Annotated in this window: 16 protein-coding genes; 8 read left to right on the top strand and 8 right to left on the bottom strand. The window is 54.4% G+C overall.

The features are described from left to right. Positions 1 to 6 precede the first annotated feature (6 nt). Positions 7 to 909 (top strand): dihydrodipicolinate synthase family protein, encoded by a 903-nt coding sequence (locus CGZ80_RS01570; protein ID WP_094411017.1) that lies wholly within the window; start codon positions 7 to 9, stop codon positions 907 to 909. Between the two features lie 95 nt (positions 910 to 1,004). Here the strand turns inward: CGZ80_RS01570 and CGZ80_RS01565 are convergent, their stop codons facing one another. Continuing rightward, positions 1,005 to 2,795, bottom strand: a complete 1,791-nt coding sequence (locus tag CGZ80_RS01565) for a peptidylprolyl isomerase (RefSeq protein WP_094411038.1) — start codon at positions 2,793 to 2,795, stop codon at positions 1,005 to 1,007. 556 nt (positions 2,796 to 3,351) lie between these two features. Between CGZ80_RS01565 and CGZ80_RS01560 the strand changes: the two genes are divergently transcribed. From CGZ80_RS01560 to CGZ80_RS01545, 4 genes are all read left to right on the top strand, one after another. Next, positions 3,352 to 3,888, top strand: a complete 537-nt coding sequence (locus CGZ80_RS01560; RefSeq protein ID WP_315851397.1) for a hypothetical protein — start codon at positions 3,352 to 3,354, stop codon at positions 3,886 to 3,888. A gap of 239 nt (positions 3,889 to 4,127) precedes the next feature. Next, a complete protein-coding gene (locus CGZ80_RS01555) occupies positions 4,128 to 5,627 on the top strand; it encodes a sulfatase-like hydrolase/transferase (protein WP_094411016.1) in 1,500 nt (499 codons plus the stop codon). A 116-nt stretch (positions 5,628 to 5,743) separates the two neighbouring features. Then, complete coding sequence (locus tag CGZ80_RS01550; RefSeq protein ID WP_094411015.1) at positions 5,744 to 6,337, top strand: hypothetical protein; 594 nt, start codon at positions 5,744 to 5,746, stop codon at positions 6,335 to 6,337. After that, positions 6,319 to 6,855, top strand: coding sequence for a hypothetical protein (locus CGZ80_RS01545; protein WP_233148161.1), 537 nt, complete (start codon positions 6,319 to 6,321; stop codon positions 6,853 to 6,855). Before CGZ80_RS01550 ends, CGZ80_RS01545 begins: the two co-directional genes overlap by 19 nt. A 72-nt stretch (positions 6,856 to 6,927) precedes the next feature. Here the strand turns inward: CGZ80_RS01545 and CGZ80_RS01540 are convergent, their stop codons facing one another. From CGZ80_RS01540 to CGZ80_RS01530, 3 genes are all read right to left on the bottom strand, one after another. Further along, positions 6,928 to 8,295 (bottom strand): Gfo/Idh/MocA family protein, encoded by a 1,368-nt coding sequence (locus tag CGZ80_RS01540; protein WP_094411014.1) that lies wholly within the window; start codon positions 8,293 to 8,295, stop codon positions 6,928 to 6,930. Between the two features lie 109 nt (positions 8,296 to 8,404). Continuing rightward, positions 8,405 to 10,333 (bottom strand): DUF1549 and DUF1553 domain-containing protein, encoded by a 1,929-nt coding sequence (locus CGZ80_RS01535; RefSeq protein WP_094411013.1) that lies wholly within the window; start codon positions 10,331 to 10,333, stop codon positions 8,405 to 8,407. Further along, a complete protein-coding gene (locus tag CGZ80_RS01530) occupies positions 10,333 to 11,712 on the bottom strand; it encodes a DUF1501 domain-containing protein (RefSeq protein ID WP_094411012.1) in 1,380 nt (459 codons plus the stop codon). Before CGZ80_RS01530 ends, CGZ80_RS01535 begins: the two co-directional genes overlap by 1 nt. 264 nt (positions 11,713 to 11,976) lie before the next feature. Here CGZ80_RS01530 and CGZ80_RS01525 point away from each other — a divergent pair, with 264 nt between their 5' ends. Next, positions 11,977 to 13,995 carry an alpha/beta fold hydrolase gene (locus CGZ80_RS01525; protein ID WP_198953602.1) on the top strand — a complete coding sequence of 673 codons (2,019 nt, stop codon included), beginning with the start codon at positions 11,977 to 11,979 and terminating at the stop codon, positions 13,993 to 13,995. Between the two features lie 67 nt (positions 13,996 to 14,062). On the opposite strand, the gene CGZ80_RS01520 is transcribed toward CGZ80_RS01525, so the two are convergent. Next, positions 14,063 to 14,476, bottom strand: a complete 414-nt coding sequence (locus CGZ80_RS01520; RefSeq protein WP_094411011.1) for a carbon storage regulator — start codon at positions 14,474 to 14,476, stop codon at positions 14,063 to 14,065. A 322-nt stretch (positions 14,477 to 14,798) separates the two neighbouring features. On the opposite strand from CGZ80_RS01520, the gene CGZ80_RS01515 reads away from it, so the two are divergent. Together CGZ80_RS01515 and CGZ80_RS01510 are read left to right on the top strand one after the other, a co-directional pair. Next, positions 14,799 to 15,137, top strand: coding sequence for a hypothetical protein (locus CGZ80_RS01515; protein ID WP_094411010.1), 339 nt, complete (start codon positions 14,799 to 14,801; stop codon positions 15,135 to 15,137). Positions 15,138 to 15,201: 64 nt separating this feature from the next. Then, on the top strand, positions 15,202 to 15,744 hold the full coding sequence (locus CGZ80_RS01510) for a hypothetical protein (protein WP_094411009.1): 543 nt from the start codon (positions 15,202 to 15,204) through the stop codon (positions 15,742 to 15,744). A gap of 2,505 nt (positions 15,745 to 18,249) precedes the next feature. Here the strand turns inward: CGZ80_RS01510 and CGZ80_RS01500 are convergent. From CGZ80_RS01500 to CGZ80_RS01490, 3 genes are all read right to left on the bottom strand, one after another. Next, positions 18,250 to 19,398, bottom strand: coding sequence for a glycosyltransferase family 2 protein (locus CGZ80_RS01500; RefSeq protein WP_094411007.1), 1,149 nt, complete (start codon positions 19,396 to 19,398; stop codon positions 18,250 to 18,252). Next, on the bottom strand, positions 19,395 to 20,255 hold the full coding sequence (locus CGZ80_RS01495; RefSeq protein ID WP_094411006.1) for a class I SAM-dependent methyltransferase: 861 nt from the start codon (positions 20,253 to 20,255) through the stop codon (positions 19,395 to 19,397). The genes CGZ80_RS01500 and CGZ80_RS01495 overlap by 4 nt, the downstream gene beginning before the upstream one ends. A 365-nt stretch (positions 20,256 to 20,620) precedes the next feature. Then, the gene (locus tag CGZ80_RS01490; protein WP_143543689.1) at positions 20,621 to 25,099 is read right to left on the bottom strand and encodes a hypothetical protein; all 4,479 of its coding nucleotides are present in this window, start codon (positions 25,097 to 25,099) and stop codon (positions 20,621 to 20,623) included. Positions 25,100 to 25,737 lie beyond the last annotated feature (638 nt).

Below are 25,737 nucleotides of genomic sequence, written 5' to 3'. Positions count from 1 at the left end.
AAGAAGATGCTAAACTCAGAATTCGATCCCGCGCATCTGCGTGAAAGCGTATTTGCCGTTCCGCCTTTGGCTCGCAATGCCAATGGCGAAGTCTGTCGCGATGAAAACCTCAAGATCATCCGTTTCCTCGAAGACGGCGGTGTGCGCTCGTTGCTTTACGGCGGCAACGCGTTGTTCTATCACATTCGGTTGAGTGAATTCGCGTCAACGCTCTCTGTGCTGGCCGAAAGCACAAGCGACGAAACCACCGTCGTACCATCGATTGGCCCCGCGTACGGTTTGGCTTGTGACCAAGTCGATGTACTGCGTGAATTCCCGTTTGCGACCGCGATGCTGTTGCCATCACGTGATGTCATCGACCAAGCCGGTTGCGCGAGCGGTGTCCGCAGACTTGCCGAACGCTTGGGCAAGCCTTTGGTGCTGTATCTGAAATTTGATCAGTGGCTGGATCCATCGCTGGTGGAATCCCTGGAAAAAGACGGCGTGATCTCGTGGATTAAATACGCGGTCGTCCGTGATGATCCTGCTGACGATTCCTACCTGCGTTCGATCATCGATGTCTTTCCGACCGAACGAATCGTCAGCGGCATCGGCGAACAGCCTGCCATCGTGCACCTGCGAGACTTTGGGATCACCGGATTCACCAGCGGGTGTGTTTGTGTCGCACCGGCACGCAGCATGGAAATGATGCACGCCATCCATGACCAACAGTTTGACGAGGCGGAATCGATCCGCGAGTGGTTCCTGCCGCTGGAAGATCTTCGCAACCAGTACAGCCCCATTCGTGTGTTGCACCACGCCGTCGAAGCGGCTGGCGTGGCCAAAACGGGATCGATGTTGCCAATGGTCAGTGACCTGGATGCAAACGTGATCGAAGAAATCCACGCGGCGGTCGCAAAAATGCGATAAACGAATTGGGGGCCTTGCACTCTTCGCACCAATGAAAAAGCACCGGACCCTGTCACCAAGGCCCGGTGCTTTCTGTTTCGTCAGACGATTGATTGTTATCGCTGTGCTGCTTTGGCGCGAGCTGCGGAAGCGATCTCTTGAACCGCGACGAAGTAGTTTTCGATTTCGGCGGCGTCTTTCAGTTTGTCAAACTCTTGCGCCATCTCGGCAGAAAACTTGCGTTCGGTCAGGTCACGCACGAGTTCTTCGCGGACCGCATTGGGGTCGCTGACCAGAGGCTTGGTGCGTCCCTGGCACTTCAGCAAAATGTACTTGTCGCCGACGCCGATGACGGCACTCAATTCACCCGCTTGCAACTTGAACGCTTCACGTTCGATGGTCGGTTGACCGCTGTACTTGCGAATCGGGGGAACCTTCCCGCTGTTGCTCGCCGAAACTGGCTCGACGCTGTAATCCTCCGCCAAGCGACCGAAGAATTCTTCCGACGGGTTATCGCGTGCCATCTTCCAGACCTTTTGTGCGGTGCGTTTATCGCCCAACACGCAAGCCAGGACTTCGACGCGAGGCCCGAAGTTGCTTTCGAAGCCGACTTGCAAATCTTGCTCGGTCACTTCGATACGGTCTTCGACCAGTTTCTTTAGCGCGACGCTTGGCCAAACGGCATCGTCAACGTAGATCTGGTAGGTCGTTTCGCCATCGCTGGTGACCGATTCGATCCACGCTTGCAGGTCAGCCGACCCGTCCGCTTTCAGGAAACCGTAGCTCTTTGCGGCACGCTGGATTTCGCCTTGAAGGTCGGCTTGGGTCACCGTCTTCTGAGCTTTAACCAAGGCTTGGTTCAGGACTTTGCGATTGATTTCGCCATCCAAGACGTCCTTGCCATGGCGTTTGACACATTCCGCAGCCAGTTGAGCATTGGTGATCCGGCTTTCGTTGACGATCGCGGCGATGCCGGGGTACTGTTTTTCCAGTTCGGGATTGCCGAACACCTTGATCACTTTCGCTTCTTGTTGCAATTTGCCGAACAAGTCCGTTGCCGCAGTCTTCATCTTTTGATCGCGAATCTGATCGTTAATCTGCTCACGAATCGCGGGCATTGCTTGTGCGTTCGGCACGGTGGCAGGCATACGGCGGACGGCTTGAACGAACAGCCATTGGTCGCCGACTTGCATGACCTCCGACACGTCACCTTCGTTCAATTCGAAGGCGGCTTCTTCTAGACGAGTGTCACCCATGTAGCGACGGATTGGCGGAATCAGTCCGCCAACGCTTGCGCTGGTTTCGTCATCGCTGTTTTGCTTGGCCAAGTTAGCGAAGTTGGCAGGGTTGGCGACCGCTTCCCGATGCAGCATCTTCGCTTTCTGTTCATCGCCGACCATGATCATTCGGCATTTGACAGCTTCACCATATTGTGAAACGAACGCACGGTTGAACTCTGCTTCGGTCGGTTCGACTTGGTCGGCAACCAATTTACGGAGTGCCAACATCGGCCAGATGATTTCGCGACCGTAGCGACCGGGATCGATATCGCGTTCGTCCTGGAGCAGCTTGAGATAGTCCTGCACGCTGAAACCGAACTTGGTGGCCAAGCGGCTGATTTCCTCGGAAACCTCGGCTTGGCTAACTTGCATGCCGCGTGCGTTGCAAGCTTCCAAAATCAACTGACGGTTGATGATGACGTTGTCCAAAACGGAATTGCCATAACGCTGTAGCGTCGCATCAGCCAAGTTTTGCCGAGTGATGGGGTCGGCGTTCACAACGGCAACCACTGGATTGGACTCTTCGCCGTGGGCCGATCGCGGGCCGGCGAACGTGGCAAACGTCAACGCCCCCGCCAAGACGGCGACAGTGCGTAGAGTTGCGAGGGGTCGGAGAGGCAGGACCATAACGATCACTCCTTTGAATCGCTGACTTTCGAGATCTTCGGTAAGGTGGGTCATTCGACGTGCCAACCGGCGTTTCCAACGCCAGCCGCTGACATCCCGTTCGTACCGGGATTTGTCCGGGAGCGGCACTTTCGCGATGCGTCTCGCATCACAAATTGGGCACCATCGAAGTAGTCGCAGCGGAAACTAGGAAAATTCGAAATTCGACTCAAGTGGAATCAGGCGACTGCCGAGCAGATCCGCAAAAATTGGTGCAAACCGGGCTTTCTGGAGCCGGGGAAAGATGAAGAGAACGGTGAATCGGCAAAAGTCCTGAATTACCCGCAAGATCCGTATAAGTTCACACGATAAGTGACTCTACAAGCGGAAAAGAGCCGCGCGGAGACGGCGGCACTGTTAACGAACACCACGGAAGGTTGCTCGGATGACCATCAAGACGAACTGTCAACGAACCGGTGCACAGGAATCGGGTGAGCAGAACATCGGTTCTGTCCCCGCGGCACGCCGACGATCGGGTGCCCTGTCAGCACTCGTTCGGAAACTGGGATTGGCAACAATGGCTGTTGCTGCCGTCACATCGACCGGTTGCTATGGAGTCAGCGGCGGATACAGCTTGGGTTTCCTCGGATACCCAATCCCCGTCAGCCCCTATTACCAGCACAAGGCTGAAGAGGAATTCTGGAAACACGAGCGATACGACCGTGTTCCGATCCTGGGCCCAACCACCTCCGGTGGTGCCCCCGTCGCTTTGGACCCACCAAGCGACGACGAAATCATGCACGCTCTGGAAGAAGCTCGCCCTGTACAAGGCGGTATCCCATTGCTGTATGAAAAACAACGCAATGACGTCCGTATCATCAAAGAGAAAATCGCCGACTACGTCGATCCACCGCGATTCTATCCTTTGATCGGCCCAGCGAAATTGCACCACGCACACTACAAGTGCACGATCTACTTCGAAGAGAAGACGATGGTCGGGTACCCCGTGCCACACACATTGCATGATCGTGAAGCGGTTGAAGTCGTCTACATCGACCACAACCACTTCCACATGGTTGGCGACGTCGAACCTTACACGACGCCCGAATTGTAGTCCGCCACGACAGATTTCCGCTTGCACGAAGCCCGGTTCCAGCACACTGGAACCGGGTTTTTGCATGCGCGGATACTGCCGGCACTCCAAACGGGCAAAATATCTTTCCGCCCAATCACAAGAGAAATCAGCTTCGGTGCAGGCTATCATGGACGCCCATCGGTTCTCCATTCGAGCAACGTCCGCGTCACGGATTCGCTCGACCTGCTTGGCTTTCCTCTCGTAACGCTGATTTAACGATGCCGCTCGCCCCACACCGCATCCGCCCCCTGGCTGCGCTGCTGTTCTTTGCCGCCTGCTCACAAGTCAACTTACGCGATGCAAATGCGGAACAGACCAAGCCCAACGTGGTGGTGTTGTTGGCCGATGACTTGGGCTGGAATGCCGTCGGATACCACAACACTGACTTCGTGACCCCGCACATCGATTCGATCGTACAGTCCGGGATGGAACTGGATCGTTTTTATGTCGCTCCAATGTGTTCGCCCACCCGCGCCGGATTGATGACCGGACGCTATCCGATCCGCTATGGGCTGGCCCGCGCCGTGATCCCACCCTATCGAGATTTCGGATTGCCAACCGACGAAACGACACTGCCCGAAGCACTCGCCAAACTGGATTACGAACATCGTGGCATCTTCGGAAAATGGCACCTCGGTCACCGACGCGCTAAATGGCACCCAGTCGCACGCGGATTCACCCATTTCCATGGCCACTACAACGGCGCGATCGATTACTTCGAATTGACTCGCGAAGACGTTCGTGATTGGCATGACAACTATGACGCATCGGACGAGCAAGGCTACGCGACCGACCTGATCGCAGAATCGGTGTCGAGTTGGATCAAAGATGTTGCCAGCGATGACAAACCCTACCTGTGCTACGTCCCATTCAACGCGCCGCACTCGCCTTTCCAAGCACACGAAGAAGCGATCGAAAAGTTCGCGTCGATGAAAGACGGCAACCGTAAAGAGCCGACCCGAAAACAGATCTATGCGGCCATGATCTGGGAAATGGACCAAGGCATCGGCAAGATTCTCGACGCGATTCGCGAAACCGGCGAAGAAGATAACACCATCGTTTGGTTCCTCAGCGACAACGGCGGCGTCGGCAATATCCGTGAAAACAACGACCCGCTCCGTGGCAGTAAACTGACCGTTTACGAAGGCGGTATCCGTGTTCCTGCGGCCGTCAAATGGCCCGCCAAAATCACAGCGGGTCAATCTTCAGACGTGCTCTGCGGATACATCGACGTGATGCCAACGTTGTTGGACATCGCCGGTCACACGGCTAACAATGCGACAACCCATCCGGTCGATGGGATCAGTTTGCTGAATGTTTTGACCGGAAACAACAGCGATCAAACTGCGCTCAATCGTCCTTGGTTTTCTTACCATGGCCAAAGTGGCGAACAGGATGAACACTTGGCCGTGATCGCGGATGGCTGGAAACTGAAAGTCAACGGCCCACGCTTAAAATCACTCGAACAACTCAGCGACGGAACCAACCGCGTCGAGCTGTTTCATCTCGCCAAGGACCCCAACGAAAAGGCAAACCTTGTCGATTCGAAGACTGGCCTGCGTGACCGATTGGGCAAGATGTTAGTGGACTATCGCAAGTTACAACCGAGCGACAGTGTTCCCGAGTACTCCGAAGGCAACCGTGGATTTATCCCGCCGGCCAACTGGCAACTCGATCCCAAAAAGCCAAACGAACTGACCGGCTCCTACCAAAAGTGATCAGAACGTTCGCCCACGCAGTCGTGTTGGCAAGTTGGGTATGATCGGTGACAATGGCGATCGGCGTCGAAATTCGACCTGCTTTTCTTTGTCACTTTCACTTGTGAACGCATTCCATGCACCTGAACGTCAACGACAGTCAACTGATCAATACCCCAGACCGCAAAGGCATTCGTGATGCTTTGATCAACTTGGACGTTGAGGGATACGCGATTTTGGAACGCGCCGAAGAAGTTTATGTGCAAACGCGCCGTGACGACGAAACGTCTTGGTGCCTTGAGTACCGTGATGGTTCCGAGGAACGTCACTTTGGGATCGATCCCGAGACCACGACGCTCGACGACGTTTGCAAAGCGTTCGAGGCGTTCTTCGACGGCGATGACTTGGCCCCACTGTTTGACTGGGAAGTCATCGATTTTGAGGACGAAGATTGCCAACCGGGCGAAGGCGAGGTCATCTACAACGGGATGATCATGGACGAAGAGTGGCCCGCACGAATCATCGAAGCCCAATCAATCACCACCTTGGAAATCGATGGTAAACCGTTCGAACGCATCCGCTTTGGCGACGAACGCGACCTTCCAGTCGAATCCATGGAACATTGTGGGGACTGTGGCGTCCTGAAAGAACAGTACCACGTCCCGTCTTGTGACATCGAGCAATGCCCGAATTGCTTCGGACAAGTGATGTCATGTGGTTGCGTCGAGTAAACCACTCGGCAAGCCGGTTGCCTGCATGGTTGAAGCTGGCCGCCGGTCTGATTGTTTCATGGGCCGTGATGGTTTTCACCCACGAAGTCGGCCATCTGATCGGCGGCGGAATCTCTGGCGCCACACTGGTGCACTATGACTTGGCACCCTGGCGGCTACCGTATTCGCTGCATCAGCCAGATCCTGCCCCGCTGCTAACACTTTGGGGTGGGCCAGTCTTCGGAATCGCAGGCGTCGGATTGATCGCGATGGTGGTCCGTCACCCGTCGACACGATTCATCGCCGACTTCTGTTTACTCGCCAACGGAACCTACCTTGCCGTCGCTTGGTTCACCGGAGAGCGAACGCTCGACACCGCTCGCCTGCTAAATGCCGGTGCATCGCCGCTTTCGATCTTGCTGTTCTGCGCCGCGACGATCCCGCTCGGTTACGTTCGCTTTCGTCAGGACTGTATCGATTTATTCGTGGTACCAAACTCGGAGGAAACGATGACTTCGGACCACCACTTGAACCAATAGAAAAGAGCTTGGGCGAACCCAAGCTCTTGGTTGAAGTGCAGTTGTCACTCCCGATCCGCAAACCGTGTTCGATTAGGCAACGGGATCGAACTTGCGTGACTTACGGCTCAAGAAGCGATTCGCGTCATCGTCATTGACAAAGACCTCGCCCTTCGGGTCCCATTGCAATTCACGTCCGGTCATCAATGCGATATTGCAAAGGTGACATGACGTCATGGTGCGGTGATGGGACCAGACATCCGAGATCGGTTTGCTGCGGTCATCGATGCACTCGAAGAAGTTACCCATGTGGTTACCGGGCGTTTTGCCTTTGCACAATTTGGTGATGTACTCGTCGAGTTCCGCTTTGTCAGCATCGGTGAGGTCGTTGACGGGGCCGCCTTCCAATTTGCCACGATTGACAAAAATGCGTCCCTTGTCGCCTTCGAACAGAATCCCGTTCGGGAAATCGACGTTGTCGTTATCGCGTTTGTAATGATCGTTGACGCTAATCAATGCGCCGTTGTCGTAATTCAGATCAACACTGAACTTCGTCGCGGTGTTGAAACCGTTGGGCAACGTTGCGTCACCGTCCAAGTAACTCGCCCAATCGAATTCGCTAGGAACGATACTTGGGAACTCTCCGCTGCCTTTGATTCGAGTTGGTCCGTTTTCGCCCGGGGCCAGTGCCCATTGTGCGATGTCGATGTGGTGGGCACCCCAGTCAGTCATTTTGCCGCCGGAGTAATCGAAGTACCAACGGAACATCTTGCGGCGTTGTTCGCAGTAGTCTGCCTTGGGAGCCGGCCCGACCCACATTTCCCAGTCCAACCCTTCGGGCACATCGGCGTAATCAAACGGCCCGTCACCGGGAGCGCCACCGATCGCGACATAGGCATTCACGTTGTCGCCCAATTTACCGGTGTGCACCATCGCGATTGCGGTCAGGAACTTGTCCTTGGTGCTCCGCTGTTGTGTGCCAACTTGGAAAACCTGTCCGGTTTCTTCGACGACTTTGCGGATCTGCTTGCCTTCGTCGATCGTCAACGTCAGTGGTTTTTCACAGTAAACATCGGCACCACTGCGGAGGGCGGCGATTGCGATCGGAACGTGCCAGTGGTCAGGGGTTCCGATGGTGACGACCTGCGGTTTTTCCTGTTCCAGCATCTCGCGATAGTCGCGGTACTTGTTCAATTTGCCGCCGAACGATTGGTTGAACTCTTCGGTATGCAAATCATCAACATCACAGACCGCAACCATGTTGGCAAACCGAGCGGCCTCGCGGGCAATCTGTCCGCCACGGTTGTAGCGCCCGCGTGAACCGCCGACACCAATAGAAGCCAAACGAAGTTTGCCAGACGCCTCTTGCGCTTGAACTGAGGCGAGCGAACTGACTCCAGTAGCCGCAATCGCAGATGCGGCAGCACTCGTTTTGATGAATTGACGCCGAGAAGTAGACATGGTTGAGTCCGATAGGTGGGTAGGTGATCGAAAGACCGGAGGACCAACAGTATATCCGGATCTGCCGGGCGAATGTCGACGCTCTGGCCCTTTGAAATCCCCGATCGGACTAGTCGAAGTACACAAACCCACTCGAATTCAAAAGCGTCCGGCAGAGATCGATCAGCGCCAAGCGTTCAGCAACTGAGCGATCGATTGTGGGTACTTCTTGCCGAATCAGATCAAGCTGCGAGCTCAGAAATTGCAAGGTCGCTTCGCGGTCGGATTGATCCGGCCCCCGAGAAAAGACTCGCCAAAAGGCCTCTTCGACCTGTTCGTCGGTTTCCTTCGAGTGGACGATCAACGCATCTGCCAAATTCTGAGCCGCGGTCATGCTGAGCGCTGAATTGAACAGAGTCAATGATTGGACCGCCGTCGTCGATTCATCACGGCACGCACAAGGCTGGTCCGCCGAAGGGCGATCAAAGGTCGCGAAAAACGGATACCGCAAGTTTCGGCGGGCAAACAAATAGAGGCTCCGCCGCCCATGTTGGGATTGGTCTTTGGTGACATTCCACTGCCCATTGAGCAACGTCTTGACCATGTCGTCAGGCAGCGGCGGCCGGAATCCGGCGCCGCCCATTTCACGATTCAGCGCGTCGCTTTGCAGCAGCATGCCGTCCCGGATCGCTTCACCGGTCAATCGTCGCCGCGGATAACGAGCCAACCATCGGTTCTCCGGATCGGATTGCAAGGCTTGGTCCCACGAGCCAAGTTGCCCTGCATCGGTGGGACGTTGGCTGCGCGTCTGATAGACGCTCGAACAGACGATTTGACGATGAAGCCACTTCAGACTCCAACGGTTTTCGATTAGCTGTGACGCCAAGTAATCGAGTAACTCTGGATGGCTGGGTTCGTCGCTTAAAACTCCGAAGTCACTCGGCGTTGAAACCAATCCACGACCAAAGTGCATTTGCCAAACGCGATTGACGATCACACGCGCGGTCAGGGGGTGATCCTGTGACGTCAACCAATTTGCCAACGCCGCGCGTTTCCCAACTGGGGCATCGGGATAGTCTTCATCCGCGTTTAGTAAGCGTGGGTACGCGGCCTGAACGATCGGTCCCGGACGGCGAAAATCACCACGCGTCATCAAGCGACTGGGACGATCGGTTCGGACGCTCGTCAGCATCGTGACCGACTTGTTCTTTTTCAATTCAACGGCGTCATCAAAGAACGCACGCAATCGATAAAAATCACCTTGGCTGATGGAGTCGTACATGTGGTCGTGGCACTGCGCACAGCCAAACTGCAGCGCCATCACAACGCTGCCCACAGTCGACGTGATTTCGTTCAGCAAAACATGACGCCGCTCGTCGAGCAGATTGATATCGGGCATGTCGGGCCCCGAAACACAGAACGCCGTTGCCAATTGTGCATCGTCGTTGTCCGGTTCCAGTTGGTCACCGGCGAGCTGCCAGCGGATGAACTGGTCGTATGGCAAATCATGTGCAAACGCCTTGACCACCCAATCACGATATTGCCAAGCCGTCGGACGTACCTTGTCATGCTCGAAGCCGTCGGTCTCAGCAAATCTGGCCAAATCCAACCAGAACTGCGCGGCGTGTTCAGCCTGGTCTGGTGAGGCTAACAATTGATCGACGAGCTGATCATAGGACAGCGACGCGTCATCAGCAGCGAATTGCTTGGCAAGCACCGAGTTGGGCGGCAGGCCTGTCAGGTCCCAGCTCAGCCGCCGTACCAATGTCGATCGGTCTGCCTTCGGTGCCGGACGCAGGCCTTCACTTTCAAGCGTTGCCAAGATGAATCGGTCGATCGGCGTCTGGCACCAGGCTGGATCTTGAACAGCAGGTACGGGTGGCGAATCGATCGGATAATAGGACCAATGATCTCGCTCGTAGTCTTCGATCGGTTGTTCATCGACCACCGAGTCTTCAATCGGTTGCGGTTCTTTGGCAGGCGAAACGGCCGTGAAGAAAATCGCGTAGGACGAAGCAAAAAACCAGCGAGTGTAATACAGCAGCGGTTGCCGGAACATCAAATCAAACCCTCCACCACATCGACGTGGCTGGGACCAATCAAACGTTCGTCCAATCCGTTGTGCGGAAAGGACAACTCGAGCGGGTTGAGCCCCATGAGATGCAGCAGTGTTGCGTGAAATTCGTTGACGTGGACGGTGTCTTCTGCAGCGCGCAGACCGATTTCGTCCGTAGCCCCGTACGTCCGACCGCCTCGAATGCCAGCCCCGGCAAGCCATCCGCTGTAACCCCACGGGTTATGATCACGGCCCTTGCCTTGTTCGCTCATTGGCATCCTTCCGAACTCGCCACACCAGATCACCAGCGTGTCGTCGAGTAACCCGGTTCGCTTGAGATCCTTGAGCAAGGCCGCGACGGGTTTGTCGGTGCGTTCACAATACTCGGAATGATTTTTGTCGACATCCTCGTGTGCGTCCCAGCCGTTCGTATCACCGGAGTAGACCTGCACAATCCGCACACCACGCTCAATCAATCGCCTCGCGAGTAGACAACGTTGTCCGTAGTCCCTCGTTTCCGGCCGATCGATCCCATACAGCGACAGCGTCTCTTCCGTCTCTTGCGACAAGTCGACCGCTTCCGGTGCGGCCGACTGCATCCGAAACGCCAACTCGTACGATTGCATCCGCGCGGCAAGCTCATCGTCGAAATCTCGCCTGCTTAGGTGGCGCCGATTCAGGCGGTTCAAGAAATCCAACGATGAACGCTGGCGCTGGGCGCTGATCCCCGACGGAGTGTTGAGATTCAAGATCGGCGTCTTGCCAGGTCGCATCGTGGTTCCCTGATAAAGCGCCGGCAAAAATCCATTGCCCCATGCAGAGGGGCCGCCTTTCAATCCGCCACCAGGATCTGGCAAAACGACAAAGGCAGGCATGTTTTCGTTTTCGGTCCCCAGCCCATACGCCAACCAACTGCCAAAGCTGGGATGTCCCATCAGAATACTGCCGGTATTCATCTGATAAACCGACTGCGGATGGTTCACGCTATCGCCATGCAACGAACGGATCACACACAGGTCGTCGGCGACCGTCGAGATCTCCGGCAAGAAATCAGAGATCTCGATTCCAGATTCGCCTCTCGGCCGAAACGGTCGGATCGGACCGAGCAATGGATTCGTAGCAACTTGGCGACGGGTCATCACGCTGCCAAAACTTTCCGGCAGCGGACTGCCGGCGTACTTCTGCAACTCTGGTTTTGGATCAAACAGGTCCACATGACTGGGACCGCCATGCATAAACAACCAGATGACCCGTTTCGCACGGGGAGTGAAATGCGGGCCTGCCAGATGCTCCGCGCCGACCGCTCGCTTGCCCTGCAACAAGGACATTGCCAGCATACTGGCTCCGCCCGCAGCCGATTGCAAAAACTGTCGTCGCTCCATTACATGCCCGCCCGTACAAGACCCTGAACGCTACCTAGTAATCCTGAACGCGACCCAGATTCGGTCGCATTTAGAATCGCCAGGAGTATTGAACATGCGACCGATTTTAACACGTTCGGGGGGCGGCGGTTCGATCAAAGACGCCGCGACGTGAAACTTGCTGGCGTGAAACTCAATTCACATTGACGTCAACAAGCCAGGCTTTCTACCGTCTCCGACTCTGCGCCAAGAACGCGCAGAAATACTGCATGACGGGCGACAAGGATGTTTGCAACGGAATCAAGACCGACACCGATTTACTCAGCAGTGCTGATACTGCTGATCACCGCCTGCGGCTGCTCGACGGTTCGCTATGTCACGCCACGCACCGAACGCGCCAACCCACTGACCGCGCCACTGCGGTTGCTGAATCATTCCGGTCCACAAATTAGTGAACGGACGTGGAACACACTCCGTCGCTACGGGTTGCGTGATGGCTACCAAAAAGATTCCACCGTTTGCCTGCAAAACATCCAGCAAACCATTCGCGAAAACCGCGACCCGGAACTGATTCACTCCCTCGCCGAACTCTCCTACGTCGAAGGCAAAAAGGCGGAACTCGCCGACCGAGAAAGCGATGCGCTCGCACATTATGGCGTCACGCTGACCAACAGCTATGACTATCTGTTTTCCGAAGAACTGAAACTGACCCGAAACCACTACGACCCTCAGTTCCGCGAAACATGTGACCTGTACAACGAATCGCTCGAAGACACCCTCCGACTGCTTTGCAAACAAAGCCACATCAAGCCCGGTCAGACCTATCGCGTGAAAGCGAACGATCAAGAGTTCGTGATCCAAACGGAAATGCGTGGCAAATGGAACGCCGACGAATTCGATCACTACGAATTTGTCAGCGACTACGAAATCCAAACGCTCCGCAGTAAACACACCACGTTCGGCTTGGGCGTTCCGATGATCGCCGTCCGCAAAAGCGACAGCGAACGCGACCCACGTGAAAAGTACTACCCGGAGGGCCTCAGCTACGCCGTGACGGCAATGATGCGATGCACCGGGAAAAACGATGAAAGCAAAGAAGGGTCAAACGTTTGCGTCCTGGAGTTCTTTGACCCGCTGAAAGCGAACCAAGTCAAGCTGGCCAGCCACTGGGTTCCGCTGGAAACCGACCTGACGACACCGCTCGCGTTCTTCCTCGATACGCCGCGTTTCCGCGAACGCAATCGCGAAACAGAGGGCCTGATCAATCCCGAGGACGCAAGCAAAAACCGTGGCGTCTACATGCTCGAGCCTTACGATCCCAACCGGATTCCCGTGCTGATGGTCCACGGCTTGTGGTCCAGCCCGCGAACCTGGATGGACATGTTCAACGACCTGCGCAGCTTTGCCGAAATCCGCGAACGCTATCAATTCTGGTTCTACCTCTATCCTTCCGGCCAGCCGTTTTGGATCAGCGCGACACAGCTTCGGACGGACCTGCAAGAACTCCGCGAAACCTTTGACCCGATGCATCAAGACGCCCCCATCGACGAAATGGTCTTGGTCGGGCACAGCATGGGCGGTTTGGTCAGCCGGATGCAGACGATCGACAGCGGCGACGACTTTTGGCAAATCGTCAGCGATCAACCCCGGGAAAAATTGCTAGGAGACGAGCAGCAGCGGATGAAACTGGTCAGTACGCTGTACTTCCATCCCAACCAATCCGTCAAACGTGTCATTACGATCGGCACGCCGCACCGTGGCAGCCAATTCGCAAACGATGTCACTCGCTGGTTGGCTCGGAAGGTCATCAAACTGCCGAAGATCAGCACCGCAACAGGAAAAACACTCGTCGACAGCAATCCCAACTATTTCCGGGATACCGAACTGCTGACGATGGCAAACGCGATCGATTCGCTTGCACCCGAATCACCGATCTTTCCAGTGATGATGCGAGCCAAATACGCGCCCGAGGTGAAGTACCACAACATCATCGGCGTCTTGGCCGACCCAACCTTGTTGCAAAAGAAAGCGGGACGTGGTGACGGGATCGTCGCCTACGACAGTGCACACATGAACGACACCGAAAGCGAGTTGGTGGTCGACGCGGAACACACCAAGATTCATATGACCGGACAAGCGATCTTCGAAGTCCGTCGGATTTTGTTAGAGCATCTGCAAGAAGTCGATGCCAATGACCGAATCGCGGTTCGACCTGCGGAAACAGAATCAGCCCAGAACGAGCAGGCCCAGAACCAGAAGGCTCAAAACGAGTACCCTGAAGTGACCGTCAGCGGTCTTTACTAAGCAGCGAGAGCGAGAAGAGAAAAAAAGCCGCGATTCCTTTCGCGGTGAGGTGGGGCAGGGCAGTCGATCACGATGCCGATACAAATCCGGCCAACGGGGAGCGACGGGCTGGATTCGATTCTTCAGCTTTCAATTGGACTTTGCTTCCGTCCGCATTCATTTTGCCGCTGTAGACCTTAGGCTCGGACTTGGCAGCGTCCGCTTGGCCGGACAGACGATCTTTCGAAACCCGCGACAAACTCTTTGCCGAGCGCGAGGATTTCACCGCTTCTTCTGACTGGTGTGCGAACGCGAATTCACGCTCACTCAATTCGAACTCGATCGTTTCCGAGATCGGCTCCAATTCACCGCGGACAATCCGCTGGTCGCGGGGGGCATCGATCCCGATTCGAACGCGATTTCCTTCTACACGAACAACCGTGATCGTGATGTCTTCGCCGATTCGGATTTGTTGATCAGCTTTGCGTGAGAGAACGAGCATGGCAGTTTCCTTTGCCGATGGCGGCCTAAGAGAGTTAGGGGACGGAGGTCAACCGCGACCATCCGTGGTGAAATAGCGGTAATGCAGTCGGCGTGCCAAACAACAACCCCGAAACGCCACATCCACCGCAAACCCTTCCCTGAAATAGACTTAGGGCAAACCATGCTTTTTCGGCCCCGGCAGTTGGCTGATTTGCCTGTAAGAAGACTTTACAACTCGGTGAAATATTGACCGACAAATCAATTCCGGTAGACTACTTCTTATTGAGAATCATTTTCAAAACAAGCACACCGCCAGATTCACCGTCATCGTAAAATCCTCTATGAGCAATCAAATTACGAGCACTCGAATTCTGAATGTGTTCCCAGGCCAATCAGAAGGGACACGGCTCGTCCTCGCCAGCGAATGCGAGCCTGATGGGCAGTCTGTACTCGTCTTGCGTCAGGAAAACTTCTCCCCTCACGTCGGGTGGTTCGTTCAAAGCCGCGTTGTGATGGAGAACGATCAAGCAACCGCATTGAAAATGACACTGACCAGCAATCTGATGGGCAGCAATGCGGGTTCGTCCAAAGAACCAGCCAGCAATCATGTTGCTAGCAAGCGAACTGCCGATCCATCTTCACAACCCCGCCTGAAGATCTGCGCCGCGATCGCCGGATGAACCGCTGGTGGGCTTATCGCGTAGAATTGCTTGTTTTTGCGTGCCCAAATGTCAGCAACAGACGATGACTTCGAATCCCTACGAAGCCCCTGGGGATGACTCCCTCGATCAAAACGATCTGTCAAAGCGGCGTCATCAAGGGTTGATGTGGTTTCGAGGGTTGCTGGTCGTTCTCTTGCTCCCCGCAATCTACAACTACATCCGCTTCGACCATGCAATCCTTCATGGCCCTGGGGTTTCAGCCGGTTTGATAAAGACCTATCGGGCAGTCAACATGGTTTTGATTGCCATCGGGTCGCTCTCGCTATGGATCTGGGGCTATCCAGTGATCGAATGGCTGTCGATGAAGCTCAAGCGACTTTTCGGCCCAAACAAAGATCCACTCGCGTGGCAGGATTGCCTCCATCGTTCTGCCCGACAGGCCTTTCGGTTATCTTTTCCAGCAGCCGCACTCTGGTTTGTCTGGGTCCATATCTTTTACCGATCGCCAGAGAATTTCATCCTGCTTTCCTGGCTGATCGGGATTCCGGCTCACCTGCTTGCCGCATGTTGGTACATCCCACTGTTTCGATCGTGGGCGGAGTGTCCCCGGCAAACGGATCACTGATCCGAAGACTGACCGCTTGGTGTCAGGCCACATTCGAACACACGTAGATTCAAGAGACGTGGGTCCGCACCATGCGGCTGGCCACCTCCATGGACGACGAGCTTTAATCGCTGTGTTCCGTTGGCTTTGGCAGTCAGTGGAAATCGCAAGGTCTGGCGACCGGAGAGAACGCTTGTTGCCAGTACGTCGCCATCATCGTCGACGACATCGACCTGACAGCTTCCATCGGTCGCACCGGGGCCGACAGCCGCATCTAGCCGAAGGGTTTGTGTCGCCCCCAGTATCGTATAGGGCAACAGGATCTCGCCGTCGGTATTCAGCCAGCGAAAGGATTCGCCTTTGTAGCTTTCAAAAGGATACCAGTTCTTTCCTAAACGGACTCCGTCTCGCGTAATCGCGTTCGTTCGCATCGCCGTGTCTTCAGGATAAACCGTTCCCACGGCATAGAAACGCATCGGCACAATGGCTCCATCTGTCGACGTCGCTTGAAACGTCAGCCTTTGCATCTTTCCCGGTTCACAAGGAACAGACAATTCGACGACACGTCGCTCAAGACTGTTCCATCTCGCGATCGTTTCGCCGGCATCGTTAGACGCGATGATCTCTCCGGAAGCGATCACCCCGGGTAAGACTCCGAAATCAAGATCGACAATCGCGGTCGTTTTGCCTTGACCATTGATGATGATTTCCGCTTGATTCTCGACATCCCGATAGACGCTCCCCGCACTGAAATGACGCGTCGTCCAGCCTGATCCTAGAACTACGCCTTGCCGAATTCGCACCACATCTGCGGGCGGTCCACTCCAACTTGGATAGTCAAACTCGGGATGCGGCATGACCTCGCCCGCAGGAAGCACGGCAAATGGATCATACCCTCGATCGATCACCGCCTTATCCAGCTGTTCAACAATGCGACTGGGCATCTCGCGAAGCAATCGCACCGTCCCATCGCTCTCCAAATGACAGAACACGACATTCCGATAGGGAACCACCAAGTCATCGTTGAACACGACGTTTGCCGGACTTCGCATCTCAGTGTCGCGGAACTCGAAGGAAATCATCCCATCCTGCTGCTCACCAAGCGTGTAGACCCGCCTTTGCAATAAATTCTTACTTGTACAGGTCATGTGATAACTACAACCTGTCGGCGAGCTACCTTCAAACAACATCATCACAACCAAGTCTTCGTCCGACCCGGCGGTCAATACATTTAGCTGCTCAACAACATGAACGATGGATCGATAGGAAACGTTGTGGTCCGAAAACTGCGACCGATAACTTTGCACCGCACCATTCGCCGTCACCAACCCAACACACAGACTGAACCCGATCGCATTCCAAGTCGCGGGAAGCTTTGACATCACCATGGCAATTGCGCCCACAACCAACACCGCTTGTGCGGGTGCCGCGAAGAACTGCGTCCGTTCGTTGCCTTGCATGTGAGAGTACAACGCTATGCCCAGAACCATTCCGATCGCGGCGAGCGTGACCGAGCCCCACACTTGCCGGACCGTCGCAGTACCGCTTTGCTTTGAGAGATGCCAAGTCAGTCCCCCAACGACGGAGAAAACAACCAAGCCCACCATCGGGTGTGCTCGCATCGAATCTTTAGAAAACGACGTGTATTGCTTGATCTGAGATAGATGCAGGAAAAAGTTGTCGCTGAACGAGTTCAACTCTGATCCAGACGATGCAAATTGCTGAGCCTGATAAGATGATTCTCCACTAAGATTGAACAACACGACACGTAGTGCGAAAAGCCCAAGCGTTGCGCACCACGCGTAGCACCAAAATCGCCATAGCGGACTGCGTTGACGTTCCATTGTCAGCATGATCAATGGAACCATGGCAACCAGATAGCCGACTTCATACATCAACAGTGACGCCCCCAAGCAGCAACAACCGGCAATCAGCATCGCTCGGTTCTGCTTTCGCCAAGACCAGACGAACAGGATCGTTGCGGCAAGCGTTAGGCCGACCGCCAAGGAATAAGGCGAGGCTGCCCATAGAGGATAGAACTTTAGAGGGTCAGCCCGATTGATAACCAAGAGTGCCGCCGCGGCAAATGCCATCGCACTCGCATTGGGCAACATCAATCGAACCAGGCCCCAAAGCAAAATGGCATTCACGGTCGTGATGATCCAAGCAAACCACAGGTGGCCTTCGATCGAACCGCCGCCGGTTAGCTTGCCAAGTGCGAACGACAAGCCGAGCAATGGTCGACCGTTGATTGAATCAAACGCGTCGCTCCAGGCAACCGACTTCACCTCGCTGAACGCTTGAAATTCGTCGTAACCGCCCCAAAAATTGGCGGTCTGTGGAAGATAAAAGGCAACAAACGACAGCGAAACAATCGCCAGAATCGCAATGACATCCAATCGCGTTGTCTGACGTTTGCTTGGCAATCCAATTGGTGTCACCGAAACTCGGACGCACCAAAAAGCCGCCACACAGCCGCAAGCACCCAAGACAGTCGGCACCAACCAAGTCGTACCGACCGCTTCGCTACCCCGCAGCAGAATGAGAGGAATAGCGACCAGACTGATCAGGCAAGTGAAGAACAATGCGTTGACCATGTTGCCGCCCATGGACCAGTTGGCCAACCGATCGCCTGGCTCGGTAATTTCCGTAGGCTGGGGATTGGTTAGCGTGCTCATGATCAATGGTTAGGTGTTCGAGGTCCGTCTCAGGAACGTTCAGACTTAATTCCGGCCGCAGTGATTCTCCGCCCCGCTCAAATTCGACCAAATACCGTGGCCTCGATTTGAGTTCACGATGGATGCTTGCGATATAAAGCCCGATCACTCCCATGGCCAGCATCATCGCGGCGCCAATTAAGAGCTGGATTAAAATCACCGTCGCGAAACCTTCGACCGCGTTACCGGTGAGATACTGATAGATGGTATGGACTGCGATCCCCATCGAAAACAACAAGAACAAACCACCAACGACGGTGGCCGTCTGCAACAAGACTTCGCTGAAACCGATGATCGAGTCAGTTGCCAATGCGATCAGATGCTTGGCCGAAAACTTCGACTCGCCAGCGGTGCGATCAGCGACTTCAAATTCGACGCTGGTTCGCGAATAGCCCATCCAAGACACCAATCCTCGAAAGAATAGCTGTCGTTCGGGAAGTCCCAGGTAGGCATCGACCACCGCACGATCAAGCAGCTTGAAATCGGAACTGTTCTGGAGATCAGCCTTCGTCAACAGACGGAAGGTGCGATAAAAGTTTCGCGCCGCGTATTCGGCCAATCGATTCCGACGGTTGGCTTTGCGTTTGACCCCGTCGATCACTTTGTACTTCCCGGACCGCCACAGCCGAACCATCTCGGGAATGACGCTCGGCGGGTGCTGAAGATCACAATCCATCACCACGACAGCTTGGCCAACACTGCTTTCCAAGCCCGCCAGGACGGCATACTCTTTGCCAAAATTGCGACTCAGCTTGATCGCCCGGACACTGCTAAAACTCAAAACACAACGATCCAGCGCCTCCCAAGTTTGGTCGGGTGAACCATCATCCACACAGATGATCTCATACGGCATGTCCAACGCCGCCAACGTTTGATCGATCACCGACAAGCTGCTTTCAATGTGCTCGGCTTCTCGATAGACGGGCAAGACGACAGACAGTTCTGGCAATGCCGTCATGCCGCCACCCTGACTTCTTCCGCTAACGGTTTCTTAGCCGCAATCGCAACCGTTGTCGCCGGCATCCATACGGCGCGTTTACCGAACTCCGGAAACTCAGGCAGACGCAACTTGTTGAACACGAGGTTCAGTGGAAATGCATGTGGATAAGGCATCGATTGATGGCTCTCCAGCGGCACCGTTTCCATCAGCAGCTTCAAGGTTTTGTTGTCATAATAGACAACGTGTTCGGGATATTTCAGCGACGGCCATTTCAGCCCCATCAGCGGCCGCCACCAGCTGCCCATGTCAGGCGCCGCCAGTATCATCGTCCCGCCTGGTTTCAACCGGCGGTAAAGCGAATTCACAAAGGTCGTCGGGTCATAGACGTGTTCGATGACGTGGAAAGCAACGACACAGTCAAATTGCTCTTCCTCGGGGACGTCATCGATGCCGCCTTGATAAACTTTATCCACAAACCATTTCGCTTGGGCTAAGGCGCCGGCTGAGTAATCGGTCCCATAGCGTTGCCGGAAGTAGCCCTCGGCCTCTTGCAAGAAATAGCCATAGCCGCAGCCAATGTCTAAAACGCTGCCACCACACATTCCGCGTTTCGACATTTCACCGAGCAAGCGACGAAACGTCATCCGCAAGGATTCTTCTTGCGCGGCATAGCTGTCATAGCCCGAATCACCACCTTCGAAGTAATCCGCCTTCATGTAGTGTTCGAGCATCGCGTCTTCAGTCAAACGCGGTGAAAGATACCAGAGTCGACAATTCTGACAGCGAACGATTTTGAGAGCGCCTTCGCTATACTTCGTCGGCTCGCTTGAGTCGTTTTTACAAAGTGGACAACAGGTCGATTCGTATTGCCCCATCTCACCGTTCTAGCTTGGATCCAAGAGCTAATTGATTAAACAGTCCCTCTATTAGCGGAGACACCCCCAGGTACGCAAGACGAATCCGCCATCACGTTGCTAGCATTCATCGCGAGATTGCTGCCCAAAGCCCCCAACATCCCTGGCGTAAAGCGGCCCAAACGGGTGCAAAGTGGTGCCACCAGCATCTCCCAGACAAGCTCCCCACCCCACCGAAAGCTTCCGTGAACGATGGGGCCACACTAGCCGACTCGACCGCAGAGTTTTTAGCGAGTGAGTCTGACGGAACACAGCTGGCGGAGATCTGCACAGATCGATTGACGACAACACCGAACTGCAGAGCGATCACAGCGGCTCGCAGGTAGTTAAATCCCGTCGGATTTGTTCGAACCTCGCCTGTCTGAAGGATTGGCCTGCGCCGGTTCGGTCAACATCGACGACACCACACTGGGAGCCAACATTGCTCGATCGGCTCCGATTCGACTCAGCTCGATGAATGAATTGATATCACCACGGTTCGCTAAGATAAAAAGGGTATGACTGAGAACGTCCAAATTTTGTCGAGATTGGACGCTGGCACGCGTTCCCGATTTCAAACGTTCTAAATCCCAATTGAAGCCCAACGATGCCGGTCCATCCGGACCGCCCATCGAACTCAACTTCTGTGCGACGGTTGCATAAACCGCATCCCCCTCCTGGCCTCCAATCGTCTGAGCGACGTTTTCCATATAGCTTTCGAGCATTCCGGGTGCGCCATTCCAGCGGGGCATCAAATAGATGGCAACCAAGTGGTGCAATGAGACGTCGGCCCGGTAAGGACTTTGACGAATTCGACTCGCCAATTGAACGATTTCTTCGAGGGGCTTTCCGTTTGTCCGTGCCAATTCCAACGCCAACTGAAACACTTGCGAATTCGGCTGAGGACGATTCAGCAACGGCTCGCAAATACTCTCGGCCTTTGCGACATACTTGTGAAAAACGGTCCACTGATACTCTGACACGCTGCCAGCAAAACCAGTACCGCGCGCATCCCACGCATACGAGTCGTACACGTTTGCGATAATGCACTTTGCAATGTCGGATGATGGAAACCGATCTCCCAAACGCCCAGCAACTCGGAACGACCGCTCAATAGGGTCGCCTCCCAGATGCGGCCGAAAGTCCAACACATTGGCTGTCACCGCCGCAAAGAATTGGTTTACCAAGGCTCCCGAATAATCGCCTTGGGCGCGGCAATCGGGATGATCCAAGAACGACATGGTGGCCGCGATTTGCCCAATATCCATTTCGTTGACGAGTTCTTTCGCCAGCGAACTCAAATACAGATCCACCGATACTGCGGCACGGTCGTTGCGTCTCGATCGGACATATCCCTGATCTGTTTGCTCGATCACAATCGCACTTTCGCCAGCCATCCAATTCGACTTTGGTGACCGACGATCAATTGGTGCCCCTTCGATTACCTGTGGCCGATACAGAAATAGTCTTTTGTGCGGATCGAACCATGCGACAAACCGGTACCCCGCATTGCGGTAGATCGGCTCGGATGAATTGCCAATCACCTGTAAGACTTCGCCAAAACCTAAATCGACGATATCAATTCGATCCGGCATCACGGGAAGGGACACACCTGATGGTGCGGCCCCATGTTCATGCCAGATCAAATCCACTCGATTCGAGTCTGATGTGTAAAGTGCAGAAAGCGTTTTCCCAGCTGCGATCTGCGACGATTCACTCGGCTGAATCAGTAGAAAGTTAGCCTCACTGGGAAGCGGTTGTTCTTTATCGAACTGCTGCCCTTGAAACACATTGCCGTAAAAATAAGCGATCCCATCTCCGTTCGGCGACGCGACAAGCTCGATCTTTTCATCCGGTTTGTATTCCCGTATTCCCGACTGCCATGTTGTTTCCTGACCAGTCTGTAAATCGAGTCGAACACACGTCGTGTCTTGAAAGATCAAAAAGATTTTCTGGTGATCACCAGACATCGCTGCGGCGACAACCGGTGTCTTGGATTGGTTGATCGGATATTCTCGATCACCTTCCTTGTTGCAGAGAAACAGCCGCCCCTCTCTCACATACCACAACTGAACACGATTCCGGTCCACCCAAGGTCCATGTGAAATCCCGTCAAGATTAACCGACGGTGCTGGGATCGTTTTCCCGCTGGAGAACTGACACCATAGCAATTCGCCCGACGAGTCCTTCATCAAACCGAACGTGGCGTCGTGATTGCAGGTCACTAGCTCTGCGTCTTCGGGAATCTGTAGCTTCGACTGTTGCCAGCGGACGGTGTCGAGCGACCGCATCTTGCCGCGTCCATCCGGCCACAAGAACGATTCAATTTTCCGGCGAATATCGACATCCAATTCAGGTACCTTGCTGATGATATCCGCCTGGTCGATTGGGCTTGCGAGTTCTTCGTCGATGGAACGGTTGTCTTCCAATGACGATTCTGTGCGGATGGAATCGGCGATAAGCAGCCTGCTTTGACGCAAAGTCAAACTTGACAGAGGCAGATTGCTCACGCCGTTTCGACCACTTTTCGCTTGACCTCCACCATTGGATGTGTAAACCGAAAACGCGTGCTTCAACTTCAAATACCCGTCCGTTCGATGACCAACCCGCTCGATCAAACCGGGCCCTAAAAGCCGTTCTCTTCCGACCAGCAGTCTCGGCAATTTGCTGGCTTCCGACACCGGCACTTTTATGTCGGCATGGGATACCGATCGCTGTCCCGTATCGTCGAGGCAGGCCGTTGAAACACGAAAGCGGCGTTCTTGATCATCCGCAAAGATCGCGTCATCACCGCTTTGCCCGACAAGCGTCGCTCGCACGTTTTGTTGGCTATCCTGAAATGACCAAAGGGGAAGTTTTGACAGCCGTTGCTCAAGACGTACTCTCCCGCGATCTATCGCTAATTGATAGAGACGTTGGACTTCCTCTCCGATTCCTTTCTGACGGCCAACATCGAAGTCAGAAAACGAAGCCCCTTGAACGTTTAGAAACTCTGCTCGACGGGGAGAGACCTGGACCACGACGCCGGGTATCGGAGACAGCAATGTTTTGTTTCGAGGATCAAGCCACAACCGGTAATATTGACCGTTATCTGCAGTTGGCAAAACGTCGGCCCAATTACTTGGTTCAAGTCGGCCGATCACCGCGTTAGCGATTGCTTCATCTTCTTCGCTCAAGTCCTCCATCCCGACCAAGAAATTCACGGGTTGATCATCCACCTGCATCTCGAACACCCAATCATCTCCATAGCGTCCGACCAACTTGGCAATCAAACCTGGACGATCGTTGCCGAGCCGCCACATTCTATCGACAGGCTTGACTGGCAATGACTTGAGTTTCGGAAGATCGGCAATCAGTTCCGGAGCCGGCTTCAGTTTTTCGCGATACCAAGCGATCTTGTCCTCTGCAGACCGACTGTCCTGATCGACAAGACTCTCGAGTCCCTTTCGCAGAGAATCGTTCTCAGTTGTCGCGAGAAAGTGTTCCCAATGGATCCCATTGGTCGACGCCTGCTCACCAGCATGCCATGCAGTGCTAGAAGAGTTGATCACTCCTTGCACTTCAAAAGACTTCCCCAACTCCACGATCGAACCTTTACGGGAAAAGTGCACCAAAATGCGCTTCGTGCTCAGACTTTTAAGCTTTTCTTCGTCCAACCAGTCGAGCGTCTGCGAGCTTGTCGCGATTCGTGCAACCCGACGGTCGATTGGGCTTAGCTGTGATGCCTCGACGAAGACGTATTCGCCAAAAGAGTCAAAGGCAAAACCATTTATGATCGCACCAACCAACCGCGCAGAGAGTGTCCCGCGACCAGGGACCAATGTCCAATGCCGTCGCTCGAAAGCTGTGTCAGCTAAGACCAAGTATGCCGCATCGTTTCGATCCACAGGCCCCAAACTGGTTTCACGATCGATCGCCGCCAATTCGAATTCCAAGTGGTCGGCGCAGGACAATTGATAGATTGGAATCGATGCTTCGCCGTCGGATGAAATTGTTTGAATGCTTGACTGACGCGACGCAGAGGGCGGCCGACACAAAGCCCATTCAGCACCATATTCCTTCATCCAGCGACAAAGGACAGGAAGTTGGCTTAACTCTGCATCAGGAATTTTCACCGACTCTTCAAGTTGAGCATAACGCCCCAAACAGGCACGCATCTCCCGTTCCAGAATCTGGCCCATGGTTCGCTTTGGCAGCCGAAAACGAGTTCCAATGGGGAAGTCAAAGGGATTTTCCTGCCTTTTATCAGGAGTCGATTCGAATACAAAGCTGTCTGGTGTCTCGGCAAGGACCTTGCCGGCGATGGTCCCTGGTAGCCAATCTTCAATGTGCAACCGGTAGCCGCTGCCGAAATCTTTGAAAGCGACTTTTAAGTCTTTCAAATATTCGGCCGGGACCTCGGATTCGTCCACACGATACAGCTTGTCACCCCACCAGCAAAATACCTTGCCATTTTCAATCGCGACTGCACCGGCGAGCCGATCATAGGGTTTGGGATACCTTACACCCATTAACGATGGGTGCTGGAATAGACGCGGCAGATATTGGTAACGGACGTAGTTCCGTTTCTGCAAGTGCTTCGCTTGAATCTGATTTTGATCGCTTTCGTTGAACGCATGCAGAGGAACGAACACTTCCGTGGAGACGCTACTGCCTGTCCAGTTGCGCACGACAAACCGACCTTCGATTAATGATTCCTCGATTCGCCCCGACAAAACGTGACCATCGCGAAGCTTCCACTCTCCCTTCTTTGCGAGCAGAACGGAACGTCGCCGTTGGGCGATCTCTTGATACTGAGGTTCTTGCCCGAATCCCGTACGATCCAAAAGACCTATCGACGCAACTATAAAACCAATCAGCCCAAAATAGGTTTGCCGCCGCCACATTCAAAACACCGCCTGACTTCATTGACAAGAACTGAATCGAGCAATACCTCTCACACGTAATAGCTTACGCGCAATCCACTTCGCATGAGGCCAGTTTTTCGACAATCACTTGTCACCCAACGTGGCAGTTGATGGTAATTTGGACGCTGACGACAGCGATATCACTGGCTCGATCAATTTGTCCACCTGTGAAAGCTGCATCACATCCAAAATCGCTACCCCTGACTCCGTGGTACCTGAGTTGGCGTCGTGGATGAATTGATCCGTCTTCACCGTGGGACTCGCTATCACCAGAAGCCCAAATCCAAGACCGTTGACGACCACTTCTCCCAGCAAATTCACCAAAGCGAAGGGGCCTGCTGAAAAGCGATCGGCTTGAAAGTTGAAGCAGCGTCGCAAGGTGCCAGCAGTGCTCAGGCAACAAGCCCGTCGACGTGCACCGATACGTCGATGAAACGCAACCTCTGCTCGATCTACAATCACATCGCCGAAGGCAAAAAGATCATTGCCTGTGGCATTGCCACAGGAACACGAACCCCAAAGTCCTGATTGGCCGAATGTCAATTTCACCTGCATGC

It is taken from the genome of Rhodopirellula sp. MGV (assembly GCF_002251265.1).
GTDB classification, from domain to species: domain Bacteria; phylum Planctomycetota; class Planctomycetia; order Pirellulales; family Pirellulaceae; genus Stieleria; species Stieleria baltica_A.
This window is presented reverse-complemented; position numbering and strand designations above follow the sequence as displayed.

What these genes read in the sequence shown, in the direction of transcription:
- CGZ80_RS01570 (WP_094411017.1), top strand. Translation starts at nt 7, where the DNA reads ATGCTAAACTCAGAATTCGATCCCGCGCATCTGCGTGAAAGCGTATTT.
- CGZ80_RS01565 (WP_094411038.1), bottom strand. Translation starts at nt 2,795, where the DNA reads ATGGTCCTGCCTCTCCGACCCCTCGCAACTCTACGCACTGTCGCCGTC.
- CGZ80_RS01560 (WP_315851397.1), top strand. Translation starts at nt 3,352, where the DNA reads ATGGCTGTTGCTGCCGTCACATCGACCGGTTGCTATGGAGTCAGCGGC.
- CGZ80_RS01555 (WP_094411016.1), top strand. Translation starts at nt 4,128, where the DNA reads ATGCCGCTCGCCCCACACCGCATCCGCCCCCTGGCTGCGCTGCTGTTC.
- CGZ80_RS01550 (WP_094411015.1), top strand. Translation starts at nt 5,744, where the DNA reads ATGCACCTGAACGTCAACGACAGTCAACTGATCAATACCCCAGACCGC.
- CGZ80_RS01545 (WP_233148161.1), top strand. Translation starts at nt 6,319, where the DNA reads ATGTGGTTGCGTCGAGTAAACCACTCGGCAAGCCGGTTGCCTGCATGG.
- CGZ80_RS01540 (WP_094411014.1), bottom strand. Translation starts at nt 8,295, where the DNA reads ATGTCTACTTCTCGGCGTCAATTCATCAAAACGAGTGCTGCCGCATCT.
- CGZ80_RS01535 (WP_094411013.1), bottom strand. Translation starts at nt 10,333, where the DNA reads ATGTTCCGGCAACCGCTGCTGTATTACACTCGCTGGTTTTTTGCTTCG.
- CGZ80_RS01530 (WP_094411012.1), bottom strand. Translation starts at nt 11,712, where the DNA reads ATGGAGCGACGACAGTTTTTGCAATCGGCTGCGGGCGGAGCCAGTATG.
- CGZ80_RS01525 (WP_198953602.1), top strand. Translation starts at nt 11,977, where the DNA reads ATGTTTGCAACGGAATCAAGACCGACACCGATTTACTCAGCAGTGCTG.
- CGZ80_RS01520 (WP_094411011.1), bottom strand. Translation starts at nt 14,476, where the DNA reads ATGCTCGTTCTCTCACGCAAAGCTGATCAACAAATCCGAATCGGCGAA.
- CGZ80_RS01515 (WP_094411010.1), top strand. Translation starts at nt 14,799, where the DNA reads ATGAGCAATCAAATTACGAGCACTCGAATTCTGAATGTGTTCCCAGGC.
- CGZ80_RS01510 (WP_094411009.1), top strand. Translation starts at nt 15,202, where the DNA reads ATGACTTCGAATCCCTACGAAGCCCCTGGGGATGACTCCCTCGATCAA.
- CGZ80_RS01500 (WP_094411007.1), bottom strand. Translation starts at nt 19,398, where the DNA reads ATGACGGCATTGCCAGAACTGTCTGTCGTCTTGCCCGTCTATCGAGAA.
- CGZ80_RS01495 (WP_094411006.1), bottom strand. Translation starts at nt 20,255, where the DNA reads ATGGGGCAATACGAATCGACCTGTTGTCCACTTTGTAAAAACGACTCA.